The organism is Prosthecobacter sp., assembly GCF_046154365.1.
In the GTDB taxonomy this organism is placed as follows: domain Bacteria; phylum Verrucomicrobiota; class Verrucomicrobiia; order Verrucomicrobiales; family Verrucomicrobiaceae; genus Prosthecobacter.
In genome coordinates, this window is record NZ_JBJXFV010000172.1 from 1 (window position 1) to 18,632 (window position 18,632).

General features: G+C 60.8%; 16 protein-coding genes. 6 read left to right on the plus strand and 10 right to left on the minus strand.

Annotated features, from left to right (window positions below; genetic code table 11):
* Positions 1-87: 87 nt before the first annotated feature.
* The 4 genes from ACKVY0_RS22200 to ACKVY0_RS22215 all read right to left on the minus strand — a co-directional run bounded on the left by ACKVY0_RS22200 (position 88) and on the right by ACKVY0_RS22215 (position 2,767).
* Positions 88-972 (minus strand): polyprenyl synthetase family protein, encoded by an 885-nt coding sequence (locus ACKVY0_RS22200; RefSeq protein ID WP_409217042.1) that lies wholly within the window; start codon positions 970-972, stop codon positions 88-90.
* Between the two features lie 6 nt (positions 973-978).
* Entirely contained in the window at positions 979-1,404 is a 426-nt protein-coding gene (locus tag ACKVY0_RS22205) for a hypothetical protein (protein ID WP_409217043.1), read from the minus strand.
* 132 nt (positions 1,405-1,536) lie between these two features.
* Positions 1,537-1,713 (minus strand): hypothetical protein, encoded by a 177-nt coding sequence (locus ACKVY0_RS22210; RefSeq protein ID WP_409217044.1) that lies wholly within the window; start codon positions 1,711-1,713, stop codon positions 1,537-1,539.
* 58 nt (positions 1,714-1,771) lie between these two features.
* On the minus strand, positions 1,772-2,767 hold the full coding sequence (locus ACKVY0_RS22215; RefSeq protein ID WP_409217045.1) for an SMP-30/gluconolactonase/LRE family protein: 996 nt from the start codon (positions 2,765-2,767) through the stop codon (positions 1,772-1,774).
* 98 nt (positions 2,768-2,865) lie between these two features.
* Between ACKVY0_RS22215 and secG the strand changes: the two genes are divergently transcribed.
* The gene (gene secG / locus ACKVY0_RS22220; protein ID WP_409217046.1) at positions 2,866-3,444 is read left to right on the plus strand and encodes a preprotein translocase subunit SecG; all 579 of its coding nucleotides are present in this window, start codon (positions 2,866-2,868) and stop codon (positions 3,442-3,444) included.
* A 79-nt stretch (positions 3,445-3,523) separates the two neighbouring features.
* Here the strand turns inward: secG and ACKVY0_RS22225 are convergent, their stop codons facing one another.
* From ACKVY0_RS22225 to ACKVY0_RS22235, 3 genes are all read right to left on the minus strand, one after another.
* Positions 3,524-5,713: a M56 family metallopeptidase gene (locus tag ACKVY0_RS22225; protein ID WP_409217047.1), complete on the minus strand. Its 2,190-nt coding sequence runs from the start codon at positions 5,711-5,713 to the stop codon at positions 3,524-3,526.
* Complete coding sequence (locus ACKVY0_RS22230) at positions 5,710-6,096, minus strand: BlaI/MecI/CopY family transcriptional regulator (RefSeq protein WP_409217048.1); 387 nt, start codon at positions 6,094-6,096, stop codon at positions 5,710-5,712. Before ACKVY0_RS22230 ends, ACKVY0_RS22225 begins: the two co-directional genes overlap by 4 nt.
* Before the next feature lie 183 nt (positions 6,097-6,279).
* Positions 6,280-7,860 carry a sialate O-acetylesterase gene (locus ACKVY0_RS22235; protein ID WP_409217049.1) on the minus strand — a complete coding sequence of 527 codons (1,581 nt, stop codon included), beginning with the start codon at positions 7,858-7,860 and terminating at the stop codon, positions 6,280-6,282.
* 118 nt (positions 7,861-7,978) lie between these two features.
* Between ACKVY0_RS22235 and ACKVY0_RS22240 the strand changes: the two genes are divergently transcribed.
* Positions 7,979-9,355, plus strand: a complete 1,377-nt coding sequence (locus tag ACKVY0_RS22240; protein WP_409217050.1) for an alginate export family protein — start codon at positions 7,979-7,981, stop codon at positions 9,353-9,355.
* Positions 9,356-9,364: 9 nt separating this feature from the next.
* Here ACKVY0_RS22240 and ACKVY0_RS22245 read toward each other — a convergent pair whose 3' ends face one another.
* Positions 9,365-10,225: a LuxR C-terminal-related transcriptional regulator gene (locus tag ACKVY0_RS22245; RefSeq protein ID WP_409217051.1), complete on the minus strand. Its 861-nt coding sequence runs from the start codon at positions 10,223-10,225 to the stop codon at positions 9,365-9,367.
* A gap of 203 nt (positions 10,226-10,428) precedes the next feature.
* On the opposite strand from ACKVY0_RS22245, the gene ACKVY0_RS22250 reads away from it, so the two are divergent.
* Entirely contained in the window at positions 10,429-13,077 is a 2,649-nt protein-coding gene (locus ACKVY0_RS22250; RefSeq protein ID WP_409217052.1) for a choice-of-anchor D domain-containing protein, read from the plus strand.
* 47 nt (positions 13,078-13,124) lie between these two features.
* Positions 13,125-14,147: a HEAT repeat domain-containing protein gene (locus ACKVY0_RS22255; protein WP_409217053.1), complete on the plus strand. Its 1,023-nt coding sequence runs from the start codon at positions 13,125-13,127 to the stop codon at positions 14,145-14,147.
* A 5-nt stretch (positions 14,148-14,152) separates the two neighbouring features.
* On the opposite strand, the gene ACKVY0_RS22260 is transcribed toward ACKVY0_RS22255, so the two are convergent.
* A complete protein-coding gene (locus tag ACKVY0_RS22260) occupies positions 14,153-15,310 on the minus strand; it encodes a pyridoxal phosphate-dependent aminotransferase (RefSeq protein ID WP_409217054.1) in 1,158 nt (385 codons plus the stop codon).
* Positions 15,311-15,347: 37 nt separating this feature from the next.
* On the opposite strand from ACKVY0_RS22260, the gene ACKVY0_RS22265 reads away from it, so the two are divergent.
* Both ACKVY0_RS22265 and ACKVY0_RS22270 read left to right on the plus strand, forming a co-directional pair.
* Positions 15,348-16,172 (plus strand): hypothetical protein, encoded by an 825-nt coding sequence (locus tag ACKVY0_RS22265; RefSeq protein ID WP_409217055.1) that lies wholly within the window; start codon positions 15,348-15,350, stop codon positions 16,170-16,172.
* A gap of 2 nt (positions 16,173-16,174) precedes the next feature.
* Positions 16,175-17,287, plus strand: a complete 1,113-nt coding sequence (locus tag ACKVY0_RS22270; RefSeq protein ID WP_409217056.1) for a DNA alkylation repair protein — start codon at positions 16,175-16,177, stop codon at positions 17,285-17,287.
* Here ACKVY0_RS22270 and ACKVY0_RS22275 read toward each other — a convergent pair.
* Positions 17,278-18,630, minus strand: coding sequence for a prenyltransferase/squalene oxidase repeat-containing protein (locus tag ACKVY0_RS22275; protein WP_409217057.1), 1,353 nt, complete (start codon positions 18,628-18,630; stop codon positions 17,278-17,280). The genes ACKVY0_RS22270 and ACKVY0_RS22275 overlap by 10 nt on opposite strands.
* Between the last annotated feature and the right edge of the window lie 2 nt (positions 18,631-18,632).

Consider the following 18,632-nt stretch of genomic DNA (forward strand, 5'->3'; position numbering starts at 1 on the left):
GATGAACTCGTCATCCCCTCCGGCGGCGAGGTCATTCAGACGAAGTCCGAGGAGCCGCCCAAGAAGAAAGTGAAGTAGCTGACCTCCTCAATAGTCCCGGTTCAGCAGATAATCCGAGAGCTGCCGCAGCCGTACCGCCGCATCGCCAAACACATCCAGCGCCCGATGCGACACTTCAGTGAGGCGATGTGCTTCCGCACGCGAGGCCTCGAGGCCCAGCAGCGCCGGATACGTGCTCTTTTCCGCCGCGATGTCCTTCCCGGCGCTCTTGCCGAGTTTTTCGCTCGTCTGTGTCACATCCAGGATGTCGTCGATGATCTGGAAGGCGAGACCTGTTGCCATGCCGAAATCGTGCAACGCCTGCATCTGCGCCGCGGTCGCATTCGCGCTCATGGCACCGAGTTTCACGCTCGTGGTAAGCAACGCAGCGGTTTTGCCTTCGTGAATGAAACGCAGATCCTCCAGGGGCAGCTTTTTGCCCTCGCCTTCGAGATCTGCCACCTGGCCACCCACAAGATGAAGGCTGCCTGCGGTGCGTGCCAGTTCGAGCACCATCCCCGCCGTGGTGTGATTCGTCGTGGCAGGCGTTTTCGTCACCAATTCAAAGGCCAGCGCCTGCAAGGCATCGCCCGCGAGCAACGCCATCGCCTCACCATAGACCTTGTGGCAAGTCGGCACGCCACGGCGCATGTCATCATCGTCCATGCAGGGCAGATCATCATGAATCAGCGAGTAGGTGTGCAGGCACTCCGTCGCGCAGGCATTGAAGATGGCAGCGTCCACCGACCCACCGCACGCTTCCGCCGCCGCGAGACACAGAATCGGCCGCAGCCGCTTCCCGCCGGCAAAAACACTGTGCCGCATCGCCTTGTGCAGCGTCACGGGGCGCGTTTCGGCGCTCGGGATGAAACGTTCGAGCGCCGCATCCACGAACTGGCAGCTTTGCGTGAGGTGTTCTTTAAGATCGGACATGAAGGTTTAATGAGGTGGGAGCTTTCGTTTTTGATGGGTCTTTGCGTGAATTTGAAATCGTTTCCCTTCGCAGGTTTCCACGGTGATCCAATGGCCGTCCAAAGGCACCAGCACATATCCCCAGCTTTTGATGGTCCACTGCATGACGGGCATGAGAGTTTTAAAAGCATGAAAGTCACCAACCAATTCGCCAAGCAAAATTTTGGTCTCGGAGCTGTCATTCCAAAACATCCAAATCACAGGGTCGTAGCGTGTTGGCCACCGGTTCACGAGATGATTGAAGGTCAAAAGGAATGATCCGTCCTCGGAGATTTCAGCCTCCTCAAAGAATTGAGGAATCCGCCAAAGAACTGGATCAAACCACCATTGCCTCGCTTGTTTGACTGTGGTGGACGGCCTTCCGAAGAAGCCGGGTGTGACATGAGCATACACCGTTTTGTTTGCAGAATAAATCTTGTGCCGATGAGGTTCCGGCGGGGGCTGCAACGATAGAACCTCCCCGCTCAAAGCCAGGAAGCAGCATACCCAGATGAAAACATGATTTAATCTCATAAAGCCCGGCCTCTATTTGATCACGTCTTCTGGGGAGTATTCCGGTTCATTGTCGCCATAAGCAGCAGCAATGCCTGCACCGCCGAGGGAAGCCCATTCGTGACGGAACACAGCGAAGTCATCTTCTTCTGTCGAAGGTGTCGGCATGCTGGCCCGACTTTCGTAATCAACCTCTAAGATATGGGTCATATTGAGTGGGGTTGTGTTATCACAGCCCTGAAATTGAGGCAAGACCGCTGTGAGGCACTCATTTCAACCCCACCCGCCACAACGAACTGCCTGCCGTGATGTAGAGATGCCGGTCATCGCCTTTGCCAAAGCACAAGTTGGTTGGAGGCGATTCGACCTTCAGATAGGCCAGTTCTTTGCCCTCCGGCGAGAACACCAGGATGCCGGAACGTGCGGGGTTGCGGGCGGCGGCCCAGACGTTGCCTTGCGCATCGCACACGATGCCGTCGGGGCCGGGATTGCTGCCGAAGTTCACGAAGATGCTGCGGCAGGCCGCGCTGCCGTCGCTGTTCAAATCATAGGCCAGGATCGCCATCAAGCCTTTGCGCAGCGGCGGCGGCTCGTGCTGGTCATTGAGCAGCGCATCCACGCCCTCGCTGCCGTTGTCGTTCACGCCGACGTAGAGCGTGCGCTCGTCGGGGGAGAGGCACACGCCGTTCGGCTTGCCCGCATCCGTGATCAGGCGCGTGACCTTGTTTGTCGTGTCGATGCGATACACCGCCATCACCGGCTGCTCCACCGGTTCCGGGCCGACGTATTTGGGGTCGGTGAAGAAAATCCGCCCATCGCGGGCGATGGCGAGATCGTTCGGCGCATTGAACGGACGGCCCTCAAACGTGGCCGTCAGGATGCTGCACAGGCCCGTTTGCATGTCCGTGCGTGAAATACGGCGTCCGCCGAAGTCCGCACCCTCGCAGGCCACGAGGTTCCCGGCGGGATCAAACTCCAGTCCGTTCGATTTGGCACTCGGCGAGCGAAACAGCGTCGTCTGGCCGGTTTTCGGGTCAAACCGCCAGATGTGGCCGCCCTGCATCACGCCCTTGGCGTCCTTCACGATGCGGGACAGCGTGATGTCGCTGAAGTAAATCGTGCCGTCCGGTGCCGTGGTGCAGCCTTCGGTCTCGCCATGGCCGGTGAACAGCTTTTCCACCTTTGCTCCGGCGGCAAAGAACGGATCAGCGGCCCAAATCACCGAGTTCAGGGCCAGGAAAGCGAGCAAAGCGGCAGGTTTCATGGTTTCGATGCTGAACGAGGCCGTCCCCTCTGCCAAGCCCAAACTGGGAACTGCCCCTTGCCAAGCGGTGAAGTCCCCCCCATATTCGCGCCCCTTTTATGGACATCTTCATTGGAATCCTCACCGCAGTCGAAGTCATCGTCTGCCTCCTGCTCATTCTCGTCGTGCTCATGCAGCGCCCACGCCAGGAAGGCCTCGGCGCCTCCTTCGGCGACGCCGCCGCCAGCCAGGTCTGGGGCGCGCAAACCACCAACGTGCTGCAAAAGTTCACCGTCTGGCTCGCCGTCATCATGTTTGGTCTGACGCTGCTCCTCGCCGTTCTCGTCAGCCGCAATCAGGGCGGTGGCAAAACCCAAAAAATCTTCGGCGACGCCAAACCCGCCGCCGCAGCCCCTGCTGCCGCTCCGTCGGATGCTGAAACCGCCAAGATCATGGAAAAGATCAAAGACGCCGTCAAAGCGGGTGAAACCGCCAAGTCTGGCGAACCTATCAAAGTTGGTGAAGCTCCGAAAGCCGCTCCTGCTGCCACGACTCTTACTCCTGCTAAAACCGAGCCAGCCAAGGCCCTTGAAGCCCCCAAAGCTCCTGCCCCCGCCGCAACGGCTCCCGCTCCAGCACCTGCTGTGACGCCAACACCGGCTCCTTCTCCAGCGGCGCCGGCTGTGCAGCCGAAGTAATACGCTGATCACATTGATATCACTCGAAGGGCACGACGCATGTCGTGCCCTTCGTTGTTTTCGGACTCCAGCGTGAGTTTCAACGAGGGACTTTGCCCAGCTCGTTTTTCTTGGAAGCTGCTTGAGATGCGGATGAACTCACCGCCTGCTTCGTTTCAGATGTCCACAGCCGCCACACCGGCAGCAGTCCGCTTTGTAGGACCTCCGTGGCCGTTGAGGCTCGTTCCTGGATCGCCATGTAATCCGTTTGGCCTGTAATTTGAAAGGGTGGGAGCTTCTCTGTGCGCTCAAACAGCTTCTGAAACGCCTCTTTGGCCACCTGGGCTTCAGACTTTAAGCGCTCGTACTCGGCCAGGTTGCCTCCCAGCCTCAGTCCTTCCTGTTCGAGCGCGGCACATTGTTCATCTAGGGCGGCGATCCGGCGTGGCGCGTCTTCATATCGCTGCTGCAAATCTTTGGTGATGTGGTCGCCCAAAGATTGGAGCAAAAACTTTGTCTTGGCGATCTTCTCATCAAGCGCCAGCACCTCGGCGTGATCAGGCTTGCGAGTTTGCAGCATAAATTTCCGTTCATTGTCCAGCACGAACAGTTCGTTCTTGGTTTTGAGGTAGCTGGACTCGGTATCGGCCGGGATAAAATCGCCGACGAGACGCGGCTCTTGCTTCTTCGCTGCCAGAGCGGCAGAGATGCTGTCCAAGGCCAGCTTCATCTCTACAGCCACGGTTCGCTGCGCTTCCCGTTGCTCCATCAACTCGCTGAGCCGTGCGGCCGCTTTGTTGTTAGCATTCGTCAGCGTCACCACATTGTTCACTTTTTGAAAGGCCGTGAGCGCAGCCGCCTTTTCTTCCATGACCTTCCGCTGTGTCTCCGTCTCTTGGAGAAAGGGTTTCAGCACATTGCCTTGTGCCTGTTCGCGAACCGACTGCCGGAAGGCGATGAATTCATCAAGCAACGCGTCCAAAAACACCTTCGCGTATTTGCCGTCCTCGCAGCGTGTCTGGACGTTAAAAATGGTCGATCCCTTGCTCTGCGAGACGAGGATTTCAACGTCACGGTCTTGCAGATCGGGATTCAACGCCCTCACACGGCCCAAAGCCCTGCGCTTCATTTCAGCCGACTCGATAGTTTCGATGATCGTTCCGTAAAAGTCCTCCCTCTGCTCCTGCCACGTAAGCGGCTGCTCTGTCATGCCCCCGCCCGCCACCAGCTTCGCCACGCTCTGATATACCGGCTTGCGCGGCTTGAACTCCACCTTCGTCGCCGCCAGCACGGTCAGAATCACCGCCACGAGTGAGATCATGCTCAGCGCACCGACGCCGATCCGTCCGCGCCACTTGTTCATCTTCATCAGCTCCCGCACTCGCTGCTGCACCGGCTCACCACCAAACATCGTCACACCCGCCACATTTCGCAGGCGATTGGGAATGCCTGCGGCGATCTCCACCAGCGTCCGCGCATAGTCATGCGCGTCCCCACCTGCCAGCACGGCCGCATCATCCGCCGCGTGCTCGGTTTCGACGCGCAAACCCCGCCGTGCCAGCCAAACGAGCGGTTGCCACCACCACAGGCAGACAATAAGCTGAGACAGCCAGTGCCACAGCACGTCTGCACGCTGCAAATGCGCCAACTCATGTCGCAGCACCGCTTCTAGCCGCCTGTCATCCCAGTTCACGGACTCCGAAGGCAGCCAGACGACCGGCCTGCGCCAGCCTGTGAGCATGGGCGAGTGCAAACGCTCCGCCATCAGGCAGCACGCAGATGCAGGCGCGTTCATCCCGCGCAGCATTCGATCAATCGCGGCTGGCGCAGGCTGGCTGTGTTTCCGCAGCCAGATCAGGCCCGCATATGCAGAAACCGTGCGCCAGAGAAAAAGCCCCGCCCCGATGCCCAGCCAAAGCGCCACACCCGAATGCTCCAACCAGCCAAGTCCACGCTGCCACCAAGTTTTTGCCGGCAGAATCAATGCGGCGGTCTCTGTCAAAATCGGCGGTGCTTCCAGGGATGCAGCAGGGAGAGTCACCTGCCACTCCATGATCGCAGGCGACGGCGGTGCTTCAGGCATCAACCGCCATCCCGCCACCACCAGCAGCGTCACCAGCGCGATCCGCCATACCAGCACTCGTGCCCGCGATGAGCGCCGCTGCAAGTGCAAGGCCAGCGCCCAGGCCACGCACACCACGCTCGTGCTGGTCAGCAATGCAGCCGCTAGTAGCGCCAGATTCGGGTTGCGCGTCAGCAGTCGCAGCAAGGGTTCGATGATGTCGTTCATGGCTGTCTTGCCTCCTCAATCAGTTGGATCAGTTTATTGGCCTCTTCGGCGCTCAGTTTCACGTTTTTCTGCCCCAGCAGCGCCAGCGCGGCTTCACCAGCGGAGTTCTCAAAAAACCGGCCCACAAAGCTCTGCAAGGCGCTCACGCGGGCCTTCTTCGGCGAGACGGGCAGCGAAAACCAATCGCGCCCGTCCTCCTGGACCTTGTTCAGCAGTCCGCGCTCTACGAGGAGCCGCAGGATTGACCGCACGGCCGAGTAAGTCGGCGCGTCCGGCAGTTTCTCCTCAATCTCACGCGCGGAAAGCCGCCCATGCTTCATCACGATCTCGATCACCTGCCGCTCGCGGCGGCTGAACTCATTGGAATGTTTATCGACCCACATAGGTGGTGATATTTCAACAGGACGAGTCAATCGTCAAGTCCGCATGTTGAAATTTCAACATGCGGCTGTTTTAACTCTTTCGTAACACCGGGCCATTCCTGCTTGTGCATGGTTTGCCGGGGGCAGGAATGTCCCCGGTACTGAAAAAGGCACGACCTCGTGGTCGTGCCTTTGAATTTGAAATCAGCGTAAGCCGCCGGGTAATGGCTTCGGCTTCGTCAGCATCTCGAAGTCGTCGCTGCGGAATGGAGTCACGGGAAGACCGTCGGTGGTGAAGAGATTGCAGACGGGATTGTCGGACCAGGCGTAGCGCACGGCAACGGGGGTGGCGACGCCATCAGCGCTGACTTCCAGTTTGTCCTTACCGAGGATCTTGGCGGTGGCCCAAACCCACTTCTTGTCCTCACCGCAGATGACGAAGCCCCTCACGTCATTCACATCCACGGTGCGCAGCGTTCCACCAAAGGTATCGAGGCTGACGAGGGCCTTACCACCGGCAAACTCGGCGGATTTAAACTCAGGACTGCGATAGGACAGCTTCATGCCATAATCCTTCGCCAGCGCCCAGCGGGCGAGGCGTTCGGCCACGTCGCGCTTGTTTTTCGGATGGATGTCGTTGGCCTCACCGAGGTCGATGATGACAGCTTGGCCGCCATTTTGAAGTGCACTCTGGGTTTTCGTCTGGCTTTCGCGCAGTTCGGCCCAGGAGCTGGCGGTGGCTTGCTCGGCGTCGGATTTTTCGACCATGTAGTCAGCCAGTTGCACCCAGTAAAAGGGGAAATCGCCCTGCTGCCACTCGCTGCGCCAGTTCTGAATCATGAAGGGAAACAGGCTGGCGTATTCGAAGGCGCGTCCGGCATTGCTCTCGCCTTGGTACCAAATCGCGCCCTTGATGCCGTAGCCGATGGTGGGCAGCAAAGCGCCGTTATAGATGTTGCCGGGACGGGCATTGCCACGCAGCCAAGCGTCTGGCGCTCCAGGGGCGCGAGTGGTGAAGGCTTTGCCGGCCTGCTTGGCCGCATCGGCCAGTTGTTTCCATGCGGCGAGATCGGCCTCGTATTTTTGCTTGGCGGCATCTGAGCTCAGACGGGTCTCATTGGCTTTCGTATTGTCCATCAGCAGCTTGAAGCGCGGATCTTTCTCCAACTCGCCACGATTCACCCAGGCTTCGGCGGCGCTGCCTCCCCACGAGTTATTGATCAGACCGACGGGCACATCGAGCACATTGTGCAGCACGCGTCCGTAGAAGAAACCCACGGCGCTGAAGCCACCCACGGTCTGCGGTGAGCACTCGACCCACTGGCCTTTGAAATCCTGCTGCGGCTCCTGCGTGCCCACATTCGGCACCGTGATGAGGCGGATGTTCGGATACTTGGCCGTGGCGATCTCCAAATCAGCGTCCCAGGCGCTTTGCACGTTCCACTGCATGTTCGACTGCCCGGAGCAGATCCACACCTCACCCACGAGCACATTCTTGAGTTCCATGGCGCTGCTGCCCTTGATCGAAATTGTCGCGGGTTGCGCATTCGCGGGCACGGGATCGAGTTTCACCGTCCATTTGCCATCAGCGCCGGCCTTGGCTGACTTTGATTGAGCACCAAACTTCACCGTGACCTCGGTGCCGGGCGTGTCCCAGCCCCAGAGCGGATTCGTCTGCTTTTGCTGCAGCACCATGTTGTCGCCGAGGATGGCGGGGAGTTTCAATTCAGCGCGGGCGGTGAACGCCAGCGCGGCGAGGAGTGTGGTCAGGGTCGTGAGTTTCATGGTCGGATGGACTGAGCGTGAACCAACGCGGCACCCTGGTGCTTTTTCATCAAACTTTTGCCATCGCGCTTGAACTCACGTCCAGACGAGGCCACGCACCGCGCTTTCAGCCCACTTTGTGATCCGAATTCCGTCATTGTTGCTCTTTGTCCTGTGCCCTTCGCTCCTGGCGCAGAGCTTTTACCGTGCGCCACAGAGTTACAGCACCACGCGTGATCCTGATCCGCCGAAGTATGCGCGGCATGCGAATGAAATGGGCATCGACTTCCTCAAAAACGCCGCGTGGCTCGACCTCGGCCTCGATTACCGGTTTCGCTACGAATACCGCGACGATGACCTCCGCCGAGCGCAGGCCGGGCTGGATGAGCCCTTGCTGCACCGCACGCGTGCCTACCTCGGCATCCACGACATTCTCGATCCTTTCCGCTTCGCCGTCGAGATGCAGGACTCGCGGCGTTATCACAGCCAGTATCCGCGTGACAACCGTGACGTGAATGAATTCGAGTTCATCCGGCTCTACGGCGAACTGCATTGCAAAAACCTCCTCGGCACCGATCCGCACGGCAACGCCCGCCCCGCCTTCATTCGCTACGGCATCCACAACTTCGAGTTCCTCGACCGCCGCCTCATTGGCAACAACCAGTGGCGCAACACGGCGAACACGTTCCAGGGCTTCCACGCCTCGCTCGGCCAGGACAGCAACGATTGGCAGCTCGACCTCCTCGCCGTGCAGCCGTTGAGCCGTTCCAAGTATGAGTGGGATCGTCCCGTCGAGCAGCAGTGGCTGTATGCTGCCATCGGCCACTGGCGGCGCTGGGCGGAGATCATCACGCTGGAGCCGTATTACCTCGCCCTGCATCAGTCCGCGCACGCGGGAGTGCTGGAGCGCATGGTACACAATCCCGGCCTCCGTGGCTACGGCGTCATCGGCGGCACCGGCTTCGACTACGACGCCAGTTTCAATTATCAATTCGGCCAGAACGGCCCGCGCAAGGTCCGCGCCTGGGCCGGCACCGCCGAGGTCGGTTACAATTTCAAAACGCCGTGGAAATCGCGCCTCAGCCTCTTTTACGGCCACGCCTCCGGCGACCATGATCCCAACGACGGCGCCGACAACCGCCTCGAGCGCTTCTTCGGCTTCAGCCGTCCCTGGTCCGCCAACGACTACATCGTTTTTGAAAACATCCGCACCCCGAAGCTCCGCTTCGAATGCGCTCCATCCAAAACCTTCCGCTTCGACCTCGGCTACAGTTGGTACTGGCTCGACAGCGCCACCGACCGCTTCACCACCGCGAACAACGCCCTCGACTCCACCGGAGCCAGCGGCGGCTGCATCGGTCACGAGTTCGACCTCCGCACACGCTTCAACCTCGGCGACAAAACTGAGCTGATCCTCGGCTACGCGCACTTCAGCGCGGGCGGTTTCGTCGAGAACAACGTCAGACGTGGCGACACCGACTTCGCGTATCTGGAGTTCAGCAGGCGGTTTTTTTGAGTTGAGCGTTTAGCCGCGCCCGATGCGTTCGATCACCTCGCGGATGGCCTGAGAGCGGTTTTCGACACCGAGTTTTTTGAGGATGCTCTCCACATGCTTGTTCACCGTGGAGGTGGAGATGGCCAGGATGGTGCCGATGTCGGCATTCGTTTTGCCCTCCGCGATCCATTTCATGACATCCGCCTCCCGGTCCGACAGGCCCAGGGCTTGCAGCGCGGATGATTCGAAAATCGGTGTCTCCACGGTGCAAAGCAGGAACCACTCATGCGGCGGTGACGGCAGGCAGCGCACGACGAGCTTCGAGCCTGACTGCTCAGCGACGAACGGTTCTGCCAGAGCATGCGGGGTGCGGGAAAGCGCGGTGGTGGTGGCGCGTAGCCATTGGTGCAGACGCGGGGGCGTCGCGGTATAGGGATCCACCGGCTCACGGAAAAACCGCTTCATCAGACCGGCCCAGGTGACATCAGGCGCATGCACCTTCAATTGCTGATCCACCCGCAGCACGATGCGGCTGAAGCCGCCCAGACTGGGGGCGACCAAGGCGGTCCGCTCCGTGGGGCCTGATTCGTCCTGGGCCTGCCGGGCCACCCGCTGGCCCGGCCAGCGGAACAGCAGCCGGGCGGGGCCGATCATCAGCTCGTCTTTGTCGTTGAGTTCCGTTGGCAGACGCAGGCGGATGCCATTGAGCAGGACACCGTTCGTGCTGCCAAGATCAGACACGAAGTAGGCACCGCCTTGCGGATAAACCAGGGCGTGACGACGTGAAACCCCTTCATGAGGCAGGCACAAATCGTTGTCTTTGTGCCTGCCGAGAAAGATTTCACTTTCGATCACCTGCTTGGTGCCTTGCTGCTCCAGCCATGCTGCCATGTGACGATGCTAGCGGGACCGTTCAACGCTGCAAAGCGGTTTTTCCCATGAGGGGAGACGCACCAAGGGGGGCAGGCGGCCAAATCGCATAAATGGCGGGTAATCCTACCCATTTCCGATTTTCCAGGCTCGAACATCATAGGCCCATGCTTTGAGGCTTCCCTTTGCCAAGCAGTCAAGATATTCTCAACCACACTCAACCCATGAAACCACACTCAGTCATCCGCCACCTGCTCACAGGCGGCCTAATCCGCGGAGCCGCCCTGCTGGGCGCTCTGTCCATGTCACTTGGTTCGGCAACAGCCCAGAACCGCATGCCAGGACTCGCCACCGGCCTGGTGCCGCCAAATGCAGACCAGATCACCTGGATGGAGCGCAATGTGCAGCGCGTCGGCGTGGTGCAGTTCAACACGCTGGGCGTTCAGCGGGTGAACACCCACCGCCAGGCCCGTGGCATGGCGATGATGGGGCTGCGCGCCGTGGCTCATGGCACCGAGGCCTTGGCCCAGAGCACCATGACCGTGGCGGCAGCCGTGGATACGGCGGCTTCGGTGGGCACCGTGCTGCCATCCGCCGTGGACAACAGCACGCTGCCTTCCTTCCCGCCGATCCGTAGCCAGGGCAGCATCGGCTCCTGCGCCTGCTGGGCCAGCACCTATTACATGGGCACGCACATGCTCGGCCTGGCCCGCGGCATCAACAGCAAGAACGACGCAGACAACACCACCAAGCTCTCGCCGAAGTGGTGCTACAACATGATCAACGGCGGCGGCGACAACGGCTCGTGGTTCACCAGCGCCTTTGACGTCATGCTCAAAAACGGGGCACCTTCCTGGGCGGACTTCCCCTACAACACCAACTACCTCGAATGGAGCACCGACCCTGCTGTGTGGCGCCGTGCCATCAGCAACCGCTTTAACACCAGCGGTCAGGTCACCGTCATGAACACGGACACCGGCGTGAACAACCTCAAGGCGCTGCTCAACAACGGTTACGTCTGTGTCTTTGCCACCAACATCTACGGCTGGCAGTTCCGCGCCGCTGGCAACGACCCTTCCACCACGGTTGACGACGCGGTCGCTGGCAAGCAGGTCTGCTTCTTTGTGAAATCCGTCCCCAGCGGCCACGCGATGACGGTCGTCGGCTACAACGACAACCTCTGGTCCGACCTCAACCGCAACGGCGTCGTCGATGCCGGTGAGAAGGGGGCCTTCCGCATCGCCAACTCCTGGGGCACTGGCTGGGGTGAAAGCGGCTTTGCCTGGATCGCCTATGACGCACTGAAAAGCATCTCCGCTGTGAGCGGTGCGGACAACACCACCCGCGAAGCAGGCTGGTGGTACAATACCGCCTACTATGTCACGGCCCGTGCTTCCTACACGCCAGCCCTGCTCGGCCAGTTCACCCTCAACACGGCCAAGCGCAATGAGATCAACGTTCAAGTCGGCCGCTCGGCGACGACCTCCACCACCCCTGGCACGCTGTGGCAGAGCGGTGCGCTGAAAAACCAGGGCGGCGCCTTCGGCTTCCTCGGCACCACTTCGGCAGTCAGCGGTTCGTTCGTGTTCGACCTCACTGACACCATTCCCGCCGGTGGCAATCGCTACTACCTCTATGTCGCCGACAACCGCACTGGCTCACCCGTTGCCCTCTCAGACTTCCGTCTGACCAACGCTGCTGGCACTGCCGTCGGATATGCCACCACTGCCACCGGCATCCCCGGCAGCGCAGATGGCAGCACCGCCCGCGCCTATGCGGACTTTGGTTCCGGCCCGCTCCCACCACCACCGCCGACAGACGACCACGGCAACACCCTGGCCTCCGCCACCAGCGTCGCCACACCGAGCAACACCAATGGTGTGATCGAGACCAACAGCGACGAAGACTGGTTCAAGTTCGTGCTCACCAGCCGCCTGCAGGTCACCGCCAAAACCACCAGCAGCATCAACACCTACGGTTACCTGCTTGACTCCACCGGCACCCAGCTCGTCTTCAATGACGACACCAACGGCAGCAACTTCCAGATCGTCAGCGTCCTGAACCCCGGCACCTACTACGTCCGCGTTCATACCTACAACAAGGCCAGCAGCGGCAGCTACGTTCTCAATTTGAGCAGCGCTCCCGAGTCCCTGCCAGAAATCCGTCTCCGTGGTGCCAATCTCGAAATCGCCAGTGGCGACACCACCCCCGCCACCACCGATGGCACCAGCTTTGGCAGCACGACCTTCGTCAATGGCAGCGGCACCGCTGTCGATCGCACCTTCACCGTGGACAACCTCGGCACGGGCGACCTCCGCCTCACCGGCGCTCCCGTCGTGAACATCACCGGCACAGGCGCCGCTCAATTCAGCGTCGTCTCCCTGCCCGTCACCACTCTCGCAGCAAGCCGCTCCACCACCTTCGCCGTCCGCTTCCGTCCGCTGGCCAGCGGCACCTTCACCGCCACGGTCAGCATCGCCAACAACGACAGCAACGAGAACCCCTACACCTTCGCCATCTCCGGCACGGGTGTGGTGACTGTGGACGACCACGGCAACACCGCCGCCACCTCCACGGTCGTCGCCAGCCTGCCGACCAGCCGCACGGGAGTCATCAACTACGGTGGCGACGTGGACTACTTCCGCATCACCCTGTCGGCCACCGGCACGGTCAACTTGAGCACCGCTGGAGGCACGGATGTCGTCGGCTACCTCTACAACGCCGCCGGCACCCAGCTCGCCTTCAATGACGACGGCGCAGGCTTCCCGAACTTCCGCATCCGGGCCACGCTGCCCGCAGGCACCTACTACGTGAAAGTGGCCGGCTTTAACAGCACTATCACCGGTGCTTACACCCTCAGCCTCGCTCGTTGATCCACACTAGCAGCGCACCTCAGCTCCAAATCCAAGCTCCACCCGCCATGAGCCGCAGAATCCAAATCATCTGCCTCATGGCGGGATTGTTTTCAGCCATCACCCTCCTCGTCTTTTTCGGACCGGGGAGCGGTGATGCCGCTTTGCAGGGCACGCCGTCCCTAAAGCCCGCTGTGACCCGTCCCCAGCGCTCTGCCTCGTCTCTAGCGGAGTCATTCACCCCGGCACCAGCATCGCAGACGACGGCGGCTCCCTCGCTTGATCCAGCCACAGCCTCCCGCCTCGAAGAAGTGCGGCGTCTCGTCGCCCTCGGCCCCGACGGCGTGGCGGACATCATTCGCCGCCTCGCCAGCGCCGCCTCTGCGGAGGAGAAAGCCATGCTTTGCGACGCCCTCGTGCAGATCGGCACCGACGAGGCCATGCAGGCCTTCGCCAACGCCGTCCTCACCGAAAAAGACCCCGCCACTCGCGGCACCATGCTGTCCGCCCTCGATGCCACCAGCAAACCCGCCGCGCTGGAACTCGCCACCTCCTTCCTCAGCATCACCAACGACCCCACCGTGCTCAGCGCCGTCAACCGCACCCTCGCCCGCATGGGCAATGCCGACACCGTACAATTCCTCACCGAGCTCTACGCCGAAAACGAGGCCGTCGCAGGCCAGCGCCAAGGCGTTCTCAGCGCGCTCGGCTCGCTGCGCAATCCCCAGGTCGTCACCACGCTCGGAGCACTCGTCTCACAATCTCCGGTGGCAGAGATCAGTCAGGCTGGCTCGCTCAGCCTCTCGAAAATCGGCACCGCTGACGCGCTCACCAGCCTCGTGGAGGCTCTCGGTCAGCTTCCCGAATCACGCGTCGCTGAACGGGAGGCCGTCATTCAGCAAATCTCCGCCATCCGCAACCCCGAGTCCGCCGCGCTGCTAGCCTCCCTCGCCACCACCTCCACCGACCTGCTCATCCAGCATGCCGCCAGCGAAGCGCTGAAGCAGATTCCTCCCGCTGCCACTGAGTCAGTCACTCCTTCCGCTCCCGTCGCACGCCCTGAGGCTGCCGCCGTCAAAATCATCCCGTGAAGGCTTCATCGCCCACGTTTCAATCTCGCAAGTTTCTCCCCGGCTGCATCGAGCGTCTCCACCTGCTTCGCATAGTGGAAGCGGATGAAGCGATGCTCGGGTTCGCGGAAGAAGCTGGAGCCGGGGACGCCGGCCACGCCGATCTCGCGCACGAACCATTCGGCGGCTTCGGTGTCGGTGGTGAAGCCGAGGGATGAGATGTCCATGAGCACGTAGTAAGCGCCGTGAGGCTCGGTGAACGGCAGGCCAGTGGCGCGCAGATGGCCGAGGAAGACATCGCGCTTCGCGGTGTAGAGGTCACGCAGGCCGAGGTAGTAGCTGTCCGGCAGCTCCAATCCGGCGACGGCGGCTTCTTGCAGCGGTGCGGCGGCACCGACGGTGAGGAAGTCATGCACCTTGCGCGCCTGCGCGATGATGTGCGGCGCTGCCTGCACATAACCGAGCCGCCAGCCCGTGATGGAATAGGTTTTGGAGAGCGAATTGCACACGATCACGCGTTCCGCGGCTCCAGGGAGCGAATGCATGTAAACGTGCTCATGCGGCGCATAGACGATGTGCTCGTAGGGCTCGTCGGTGATGACGAAGGCGTCGTGTTTTTCGGCCAGATCGAGGATGGTTTGCAGTTCGGCACGCGTGAAGACTTTGCCGGTCGGGTTCGACGGATTGCAGACGATGATGGCCTTCGCGCCTTGGGCAAAAGCGCGGGCGAGTTCATCGGGATCGAAGCCAAACTGCGGCGGACGCAGCGGAACGTAGATCGGCTCCGCACCCGACAAGATCGCATCGGCGGCGTAGTTCTCGTAGAAGGGCGAGAAGACGATCACTTTGTCTCCCGGCTCGCAGCATGTCATCATGGCGCACATCATTGCCTCCGTGCTGCCGCAGGTGACGACGAGGTTTTGATCAGGATCGACCGGCGTGCCGGAGAAATGCGTGATCTTCTTCGCCAGCGCCTGCCGGAAGCGCGGCGCACCCCAGGTCACGGCATATTGATGAAACGGGCCGCGTGTGGCACGCTCCAGCGCGGCCAGCAGCTCCTCAGGCGGATTGAAGTCGGGGAAGCCTTGGGAGAGATTGATCGCGCCATGCTGGTTTGAGAGACGTGTCATCCCCCGGATGACGGATTCGGTGAAGGCGTGGAGTCGGCGTGAAGTTGCGGGCATCCTTGCGCATTTGGCGAGATGCCGCGAGGCTGCAAGGATGTCACCAAAATGTTTCATTCACGCCATTCTGCTGCTGGTAGCGCCGGTGCAGGCCGCCGAGAACTGGCATTACCTCGACAACGGCCAAATCCGGCTCGGTGTGAATCTCAGCGCGGGCGCCTGCATCGGTTGGTTTTCGCTTTCAGGTTCGCAGGACAACCTGCTCAATGCCTACGACGTGGGGCGCTATGTGCAGCAGTCGTATTATGGCGATGAAGATGGCAGTGACTGGAACGGCAAGCCCTGGCGCTACAATCCGGTGCAGGGTGGAAGCTGGAAAAACGCACCTGCGGAAGTCATGGAGTCGAAATCGGACGCCACGAGCTTCTATGCGAAGTCGAAACCGCGTCATTGGGCCACCGGAGCCTTCACGCCCGAATGCGTGATGGAAGAATGGCTGCGGCTCGATGGCGGACTGGCGCGATTGAGGTTCAAGATGACTTACACAGGCAATCAGGAGCACAAACCACGGCATCAGGAGCTGCCCGCGTTGTTTGTGATGCCTAAACTCGACACGCTGGTGTTTGTGGACGCGGAAAAGAAGCTCGCACGCAAGCAGCCGGGATTTCCAAACGAGTACTTCAAAGTCGGCGAGCCTTGGTGCGCGTGGGTGGACGAGAACAACCACGGCATCGGCCTGTCCATGCCACACACGACGCAAATCACCTGCTATCGCGTGCGCAACGGCAACCAGGGCGATTGCAGCTACCTCGCACCGATCCAGACCTTCGCGTTGAAACCGGGACTGGTGTTTGAATACGAAGTGGTGCTGACGATCGGCAACCTGGAGCAGATTCGAGCGGTGTTTGCGAAGCTGAAATGACCATGCCTGACGAATCCCATCCTCCGCAGCTCAAAGACTGGTTCGACGAAGCCCGCTATCACGCCATCGCACGCGAACTGGCCCAAATTGCGCCGAAGTTCGATGCGAAGACATTTTTGAAGCTCGTGCTCGATGGCCTGGCGGACCGCACTCTCATGCAACGCGTTCATCAGTGCGCAGTCGCGGTGGCTGCGGCGCTGCCGGGCACGTATCAGCAAAAGGTGCGCCTGCTGCAAAAACTCGCGCCCAAGATCGGCCACGAGTTCGTCACCATCTTCCTTGGTGACTTCGTCGCCACGTTTGGTGGCGAGGATTTTGACTTCTCGCTGGAGGCGCTGCGGTTCTTCACGGTCTTTGGCTCCTCTGAGTTTGCGGTGCGACCGTTCATCGTGGCGGATCAGGCGCGTGCCTTGAAAACACTGGAGCAATGGACCAACGACCCGGATGAGAAGGTGCGGCGGCTTGCCAGTGAGGGATCCCGACCACGGCTGCCGTGGGGCATGCGATTGACCGCACTCGTGCGTGATCCTGCACCCACGGCGGCCATTCTTGAGGCCTTGAAGGATGATGAATCGCTTTCCGTCCGCCGCTCCGTCGCGAATCACCTCAATGACATCACGAAGGATCACCCCGACTTCGTGTTGCAGCGCCTCGAAGCTTGGGATCTGGAGCGCGCGCACCTGCGCTGGATCGCTAGGCAAGCCTGCCGCACGCTCATCAAGCGCGGCCATCCGCGCGCGCTAAAACTCTTCGGCTTTGGCAAAAAAGCTGAGGTTGTGGCCACCTTGAATGCCTCGCCTCCGCGTCTCGCTTTGGGCGAACGCCTCACCTTGGCTGCGGCAATTACTTCAACCTCCAGCCATGCACAGCGGCTCGCCATCGACTACGTGATCCATTACGTCAAAGCCAGTGGTGCCAGCGCTGAGAAGGTTTTCAAATGGACCGAACTCGATCTCCCGGCGCGTGCCAGCCTTGAACTCGTCAAAACCCAGGTCGTGCGCGATTTCACCACGCGCAAGCATTACCCCGGCGAGCATCGCGTCGATCTCCAGATCAACGGCCAGCGGATGGCGGCGGCGGTGTTTGTTTTGAAGCAGGCTCCGGCTCAACGGTAAAACGTCTCAAGAATCAGCGTGCAAAGCGCCTGTCGGTAGGTGGCATCCGCGGCATCACCAGCAGGCCAGTTGGGACGGCCACGTTTGAAGGAGCCTGTGGGTTCCTGAGCGGCGATGATTTGAGGCATGACGATGCGGGAAAAATCTTTCCAGGGTGCGCCGCCGTTGAGGGAGAGGGCGTTGCCATATCCATACCAGCAGTAGAGATTGCAGTTGGCGTTCCAATCCGGTGGTTCGGCCTTGAGGAAACCGTCGATGAATTGGACGCCCTTGGTGGCGGCAGGAGTGTTTTGGCCGCTGAGCATGATATGGCCGGCGGCGGCACCGCCGCTGAGGCTCCATTGGTTGTAATGCGCATCACGATTCGGTCCACCGAAGCCACCCTGCTTGGTCTGCATCGAGTCGATGTAGCTTACGGACTTTTTGATGCAGGCATCCAGTCCGCCCAATTGGAGGCTGGTCTCCTTGGCGATCTGAAGCGCCTGGAAGTGCCAGTTCGCGAGAGAAAGGTCTGCGCCGCCGCCGGGATTGTAAACGATGTCCTGGCCGCCGTAGGACCATGAACCGCGTTTCGTCTGCTGGCTGATGATGATTTCGACGGCCTTTTCAAAGGCCTCGCGCAGTCCAGGCAAGCTCTTGGAACCAAGTTTTGCCAGCACATAGGCCTCACCGATGGCAACGGTGGCGATGGCATGCTCATACGTGCCCGCGCCGCCCTTGTTGCCCACCCAGCTTTCGGTCAAGAGGCCGTGCGGGTTCTGTTTGGCGAGATTGATGTGGTACAGCAGCCCTTTCAGGACGGTGTCCCCAAACTCCGTTGAATCTGCCGTCTCACCATGGCCGAGGTAGCATTGCAGCACGAAGCCGGTCATCGCGCTTTTGTTGCCGCGTCCCCAGGAACCGTCTGGATTTTGACTGGCTTTGAAGCCGGTCAAGGAGCGCACCACGGCGGCCTCAACCTCCGGGGTGCCGCCGCCGTCGAGGATGGCCTTGAGGCGAGCGTCAGGACTGAGACGAGAGCGGTAGCGCGGCGGCAGGCTGTTGAGCGCCGCATCAGGAACTCCGCCGGCAGAGGCTGCCGCCGGAGTTGCCGGAGCATTCTGCATCGCCGCCCAATGCTCTTTGGCATAGGCCTTGTCGGGCGTGCTGAGATTGTCGATGGCGATCTCGAATTCCTTGCCGTCCTTGAGGCGAACTTTGACGGCACGCTTCTGCACGTTCACGCCAATCATTTCGGCCTCGATAAGCTGGCCGCCGGTGCTCGTCCAAAAGCGCACCTCAGCCACTGCCGTACTGGCGAGCAGCATGACGCAGGATGCGGTCGTGCAAAGAACGCGCTTCATGA

Bases quoted from the DNA above. Each gene is read 5' to 3' on its own strand.
- ACKVY0_RS22200 (WP_409217042.1), bottom strand. From the start codon at position 972: ATGTCCGATCTTAAAGAACACCTCACGCAAAGCTGCCAGTTCGTGGAT.
- ACKVY0_RS22210 (WP_409217044.1), bottom strand. From the start codon at position 1,713: ATGACCCATATCTTAGAGGTTGATTACGAAAGTCGGGCCAGCATGCCG.
- ACKVY0_RS22215 (WP_409217045.1), bottom strand. From the start codon at position 2,767: ATGAAACCTGCCGCTTTGCTCGCTTTCCTGGCCCTGAACTCGGTGATT.
- secG (WP_409217046.1), top strand. From the start codon at position 2,866: ATGGACATCTTCATTGGAATCCTCACCGCAGTCGAAGTCATCGTCTGC.
- ACKVY0_RS22225 (WP_409217047.1), bottom strand. From the start codon at position 5,713: ATGAACGACATCATCGAACCCTTGCTGCGACTGCTGACGCGCAACCCG.
- ACKVY0_RS22230 (WP_409217048.1), bottom strand. From the start codon at position 6,096: ATGTGGGTCGATAAACATTCCAATGAGTTCAGCCGCCGCGAGCGGCAG.
- ACKVY0_RS22235 (WP_409217049.1), bottom strand. From the start codon at position 7,860: ATGAAACTCACGACCCTGACCACACTCCTCGCCGCGCTGGCGTTCACC.
- ACKVY0_RS22245 (WP_409217051.1), bottom strand. From the start codon at position 10,225: ATGGCAGCATGGCTGGAGCAGCAAGGCACCAAGCAGGTGATCGAAAGT.
- ACKVY0_RS22250 (WP_409217052.1), top strand. From the start codon at position 10,429: ATGAAACCACACTCAGTCATCCGCCACCTGCTCACAGGCGGCCTAATC.
- ACKVY0_RS22255 (WP_409217053.1), top strand. From the start codon at position 13,125: ATGAGCCGCAGAATCCAAATCATCTGCCTCATGGCGGGATTGTTTTCA.
- ACKVY0_RS22260 (WP_409217054.1), bottom strand. From the start codon at position 15,310: ATGCCCGCAACTTCACGCCGACTCCACGCCTTCACCGAATCCGTCATC.
- ACKVY0_RS22265 (WP_409217055.1), top strand. From the start codon at position 15,348: ATGTCACCAAAATGTTTCATTCACGCCATTCTGCTGCTGGTAGCGCCG.
- ACKVY0_RS22270 (WP_409217056.1), top strand. From the start codon at position 16,175: ATGCCTGACGAATCCCATCCTCCGCAGCTCAAAGACTGGTTCGACGAA.
- ACKVY0_RS22275 (WP_409217057.1), bottom strand. From the start codon at position 18,630: ATGAAGCGCGTTCTTTGCACGACCGCATCCTGCGTCATGCTGCTCGCC.